The sequence below is a fragment of the Streptomyces laculatispora genome, from assembly GCF_017353455.1.
Lineage (GTDB): Bacteria > Actinomycetota > Actinomycetes > Streptomycetales > Streptomycetaceae > Streptomyces > Streptomyces laculatispora.
The window spans coordinates 1-5057 of record NZ_JAFMPZ010000012.1; the positions used below are offsets into that span (position 1 = coordinate 1).

Annotated in this window: 3 protein-coding genes; all 3 read left to right on the forward strand. The window is 69.9% G+C overall.

Annotated elements, in window-relative coordinates:
- Positions 1 to 209 precede the first annotated feature (209 nt).
- The 3 genes from J1C73_RS00625 to J1C73_RS00635 all read left to right on the forward strand — a co-directional run bounded on the left by J1C73_RS00625 (position 210) and on the right by J1C73_RS00635 (position 5036).
- Positions 210 to 1700 carry an NUDIX hydrolase gene (locus tag J1C73_RS00625; protein WP_207314567.1) on the forward strand — a complete coding sequence of 497 codons (1491 nt, stop codon included), beginning with the start codon at positions 210 to 212 and terminating at the stop codon, positions 1698 to 1700.
- A gap of 137 nt (positions 1701 to 1837) precedes the next feature.
- Entirely contained in the window at positions 1838 to 4174 is a 2337-nt protein-coding gene (gene fxlM / locus J1C73_RS00630) for a methyltransferase, FxLD system (protein WP_207314568.1), read from the forward strand.
- Positions 4167 to 5036: an NUDIX domain-containing protein gene (locus J1C73_RS00635; RefSeq protein ID WP_207314569.1), complete on the forward strand. Its 870-nt coding sequence runs from the start codon at positions 4167 to 4169 to the stop codon at positions 5034 to 5036. The genes fxlM and J1C73_RS00635 overlap by 8 nt, the downstream gene beginning before the upstream one ends.
- The last annotated feature ends 21 nt before the right edge of the window (positions 5037 to 5057 follow it).

A 5057-nucleotide genomic window follows, 5' to 3' on the forward strand; every position in this document is an offset into this window, starting at 1 on the left:
CCCCCGCCCAGGCAGCCGCCCTGCTCGGATGGGGCCCGCCAGGGGCGCGGCAGGCCCGACTCGCCGCTGAAACGGCCCGGGAGCGCTGGGGCCTGCCCACCGCTGGCCCCACCGGCATCGAGGAAGTCCCGGCGGAGGGGATGCAGCTGAGCTGAAGCGAACGCCCCCGCCTTGACTCGTTCCGCATCGCGCCCCTCTGAGGTACACCCATGCCGCTGTCGCACCACCACATCCGCACCACCGTCGAGACCTACCTCGCTCGCCACCCTCACGAGCGACCACAGCTCGCCGGCCTCCTGGAAGCCCTCCACCGGCCCACCGACATCGCCAGCCGCTCCACCTTCTCCGGACACGTCACCTGCGGCGCCATCGTCGTCGACCCCCTCGGCCGCGTCCTGCACGTGCTGCACCTGGCGAGCGGGAAGGTACTCGCTCCAGGCGGACACGCCGAATCCGACGACGAGTCCCTGGCAGAGGCGGCCCTGCGGGAGCTGCACGAGGAGACCGGGATCCCACCCCAGGCCGTGGCACCGTGGCCCGGCTACGAGGCCGTGCCGTTCGACGTCGACATCCACGACATCGACGCCCACCCAGGCAACGGCGAACCCGGCCACCAGCACTTCGACTTCCGCTTCCTCTTCCGCCTACGCACCGCCACAGAGGTGCCCGTGGTGCTGCAGGAAGAAGAAGTCGGCGGCATCGAGTGGCGGCCCCTGGAGAAGGTGGCCTCCCCCTCCCTGCGCGACAAGCTGCTCAAGCTCACGCCCGCCGTCGAACCGGAGAGCGCCAACGCCTCCGCCCTGATCTACAACGACCGCGGTGAATACCTGCTCCACCTGCGCGACTACTTCCCCGGCCAGATCTGGGAGCCGGGCATGTGGTCGCTCCTCGGCGGCGGCCGAGAACCCCAGGACACCACCCTGGAACACACCGTGCGACGCGAACTCGACGAAGAAGCCGGACTGCACATCCCCGACCTGACCCCGTTCGGCACCGAGGAAGCGGTCGACGCCGCCGGCGCGACCCTGCCCATCGCCATCTACGCCGGCAACTGGAACGGCGACCCACGCGAACTTCGCCTGACGGAAGGGGTGATGCTTGCCTGGTTCACTCCCGATGACCTCCACCGGCTGCGCATCACACCATCCACCAGCGACCTCGTGCGACGCCACGCCGCCACCTCCCCAGCCATCGCGTCCACTCTCACCTCACACGTCGCCCACGCTTCGGAAGCCGAGCGTCGACCGGCCTCTCCCAGCGGCACCGTCCCCAACGTGATCGGCGTCCACCTCTATCTAGAGCGCCCCGACGGAACAGTGCTGCTCGGGCTGCGCCACCCCGACTCCGAGTACGCACCGTCCACCTGGCACACCCTGGCAGGCCACTGCGAGCAGGAAAGCGCCATCACGTGCCTGATCAGGGAGGCACGCGAGGAGGCCGGCCTACTGATCGAGCCGCAGGACGTCGAACTCGTTCACGTCGTCCACCTCGTCGACCGTGTCGGTGACCAGCCTCGCCTGGGGCTCTTCTTCCGCGCGCGGGCCTGGAGGGGCGAGCCAAAACCATGCGAGCCGGACAAGTGCACCGAGTGGAAATTCTGGGACCCGACCGCACTCCCGGAAGCCCTCGTCCCTTACACCCGGGGCGTTATCGAAGCCATCCGCGCCGGTCACCTCTACTCGGAGACGGGATGGGCATGAGCCACCGCCGCAAGCTCGTCGAGGCCCTCCGTCGCTGCATCCTCGCCCTGCGCCCGTGGGAACTGGCCGTCTGAGCCGGCACCCCGCCTGATCTCTAGCCGTGTACCCACCCCTGCCCTCGCCGTAAGGATGCGCCGTTGTTCACCACGCAAGATGAATGGAATCGCGGCTACGCCGAAGGCCGCCGTTACCGGCCCCTCGACGACGACGAGCGATCGTTGCTCGCCCAGCACGTGTCTGCTCCCGACGGCGGCCGAGCACTCGACGTGGGATGCGGGACCGGAGAACTCGCCCTGCACCTGGCCTCCATGGGCTACGCCGTCGATGCCGTGGACTGGGCCAACGCCGCCTTCCCCAGTACCGACGCGCACCTCGACGATCCCTCCTACGGATCCGTCCGCTGGCAGCACCTGGACATCGAGCGTGCCAACCTCTCGAAACTGCAGGCGGACGGCTACGACCTGATCGTCCTGCGGATGGTGTACGCGTTCCTGCGCGACCGCACGCGCCTGACCCGCACTCTGGGCCGGCGGCTGCGCAAAAATGCTGCCCTCGTCGGCATCACACCGCTCGTCGCGACCACCCCCGGCGAGCGACGGGGCATCGCCCTCGACGAGGACGAGGTCGCCCACCTGATGAGCATGTGGGACCAGGCACAACGCTTCGACGCGAACGGCATGGCCGTCCTGGTCCTGCGCGGGCTGAAGAAGCCCGCCGTGCAGATCACGAACACACCGTCCCTGCAGCCGACTTCGGTGGCCGAGGTGCACGCCGTGGTCACCGACGCCCAGGGCCGCGTCCTTCTGGGCCGCTCGCAACAGGGATGGGAACTGCCCGGCGCGTTGGCCCAGCCAGGAGAAGGATTTGAGCACACGGCGGTGCGCGCACTGGCCGAGCAGACCGGCGTGACGGCCGAACCGGCCGACGCGCACGTCCTCGGAGTGCACCTCGATGCCCCGCAGGGCCTGGCGCGGACGAGCGTCGTGGTCCGCATCTCGGCTCACACCGAGCAGGTCCAGCCGCTGAAGCCGGACGATTTCGGGCACGTGGACTGGCGACCGCTGCACACCCTGCGCCGTCTGGACCGCCTGTCCGCCACCTCCGCACGGGCTCTGGACCTCATCTGGCCGGGGGTCCTGCCGTACGTGCCCTCCGCGCACATGTATCCGATCGACAACACCTGCCCGCCCGTGCCCGGCGAATCGCCAGAGGCGGTCGAGCGGCGCGAGCGCATGGCTGACCGGGTCATCGCCGGTGGCTGGGCCCCCTCCCTGCCGGTCCAGCAGGCGTTGCGTGCGGTGCCGCGCCACCGCTACACCCCCGAGAGCCCGCTGCGGACCGCCTACCACAGCGACTTGGCCGTGGTCACCGAGCACAACGACCTCGCCCAGGCGACCAGTTCCGTGTCCGCGGCCTGGCTCCAGGCCGACATGGCCGAGCACCTGCGTCTGACCGAGGGGATGACGGTTTTTGAGGGCGGCTCGGGCGGCTACAACGCCGAGCTGATTGCGCACATTGTCGGCCCGGCCGGGCGCGTAATCACCGTCGACCTCGCCCCGTATGTCGTGCGCCGCACGCGGCGGCTGACCGCCGAGGCCGGCAGCGGTCGCGTCACCGCAGTGCTCGGCTCTGCCAGCGACGGCGCAGCCGAGCACATGCCCCGCGGCGGCTTCGACGCCTCGGTGATCACCTACAACTGCTGGGACATCGCCCCCGCTTGGCGCGACCAGCTCGCCGACGGCCGCTATCTCGTGCTCCCGCTGGAAGTCCACGGCTACACCCGCGCCATCGCCTTCCAAAAGCACGGCCGGGTGCTGCGTGCCACGGACTTCCAATTCTGCGGGTTCGTCCGCGACCGCGGGCCCGCTGCCCACACAGTCCCCGCCTTCGACCTCGCCGAGGGCGAACTGCAACTGCGGTTTCCCGACGGCGTACCCGCCGAGACCACCGGTCTGGACGATGCCCTCGCGGGCCCGCGCAACGAAGTGGCCCCGGGCGTGAGCGTGGCCGGCAACGAGTCGTTCGAAACTCTGCAGCTCTTCCTCGCCACCACGCTGCCCGGCTTCTGCCGCCTCGCCCGCAACCGTGAAAGGGACAGCGGCATCACCGCACTGCCCAAGGGCTCAGAGGCAGCCGCGATCACAGCCGACGGCTCCCTCGCCTACCTGACCCACATCCTCGTCCAGGACGGCCCCACACAAGATCAGCGCCGCTCGGAGTTCCTGGCCCACGGCTTCGGTCCATCCGGGCCCGTTCTTGCCGAACAGCTCGCGGCCGCCGTACGCCACTGGGACATCCGAGAACGAGCGCACGGATACCCCGAGTTGGAAGTGCATCCTGCCGGAACCCCGGACGCCGAGCTGCCCGCAGGTCAGGTGCTGGGCAAGACCCACAGCCGGCTCGTGTGGACGTGGCGCTCCGACGCCGCCGACACCCCGGCCCTGCAACCGGAGAAGGTGAGCGCCCATGAGTGATCCTGTACCCGCCCCGGTCGAGCCGCAGCACCGGCTGGGCCTGTACGAGCGTTACTACGCCCAGGTGGAATCCGGCCGTAAGACCATCGAAGTCCGGGTGCGCACGCCCCGGATAACAGGCGTCGCGGTCGGCGACGTGCTTGTGTTCCACGGCGAGGAGTCGGGGCGCGAACTCGACGTGAGGGCTACGCGGATCACGCCGTACGCCTCGTTCGCCGAGCTGCTCGCCGCCGAGGACGTCGCCCGCATCGACCCTGACAGCACTCGCGCGGAGCAGCTCGTCAACCTGCGCCGTATCTACCCGCCGGAGAGGGAGGCGCTGGGGCCGCTCGCGATCGAGTTCGACCACCGGCCGGCACTCGCGGGGCAGCCCATGTCCCGGTCCGCCGAGGCGTACGTCCAGACCGTTCCGCACCACACGGTGTACGGCTGCTTCTACGTACGCGACGACCACGATCGGCCCGTCCAGTTGCGTTCGGTGTACGGCGGTCGACCCTGGCAGTTTCCCGGCGGGAACACGGATGCCGGCGAGGATCCCCTGGAGACCGCGCGCCGCGAGACGGCCGAGGAAACCGGGCTCCACCTCGGCCAGGACCAGCTCCGTCTGCTGCTGACGCACTACCTCCACCCCGGGCCCCGCTGGCCCATGGGCAAGATCGGCTTCATCTTCGACGGCGGCACCCTCACCGCTGAACAGCTGCGGCAGATTCGCCTCGATCCGGCCGAGCACGACCTCTGGGCGATCCACGGCTTCGACGAGTGGCGACGCCTGATGGGCAAGGAGGCGTTCGCCCGCCTGGAGGCCGTCGAACGGGCCCGCGCCGGTAGCGGCCCGCAGTACCTCGTCACCGGTCCCGCCTGACCCCACCCCTCCCCTTTGGAG

Excerpts from the sequence above, each read along its gene's own strand:
- J1C73_RS00635 (WP_207314569.1), top strand. The coding sequence starts at position 4,167 with ATGAGTGATCCTGTACCCGCCCCGGTCGAGCCGCAGCACCGGCTGGGC.
- J1C73_RS00625 (WP_207314567.1), top strand. The coding sequence starts at position 210 with ATGCCGCTGTCGCACCACCACATCCGCACCACCGTCGAGACCTACCTC.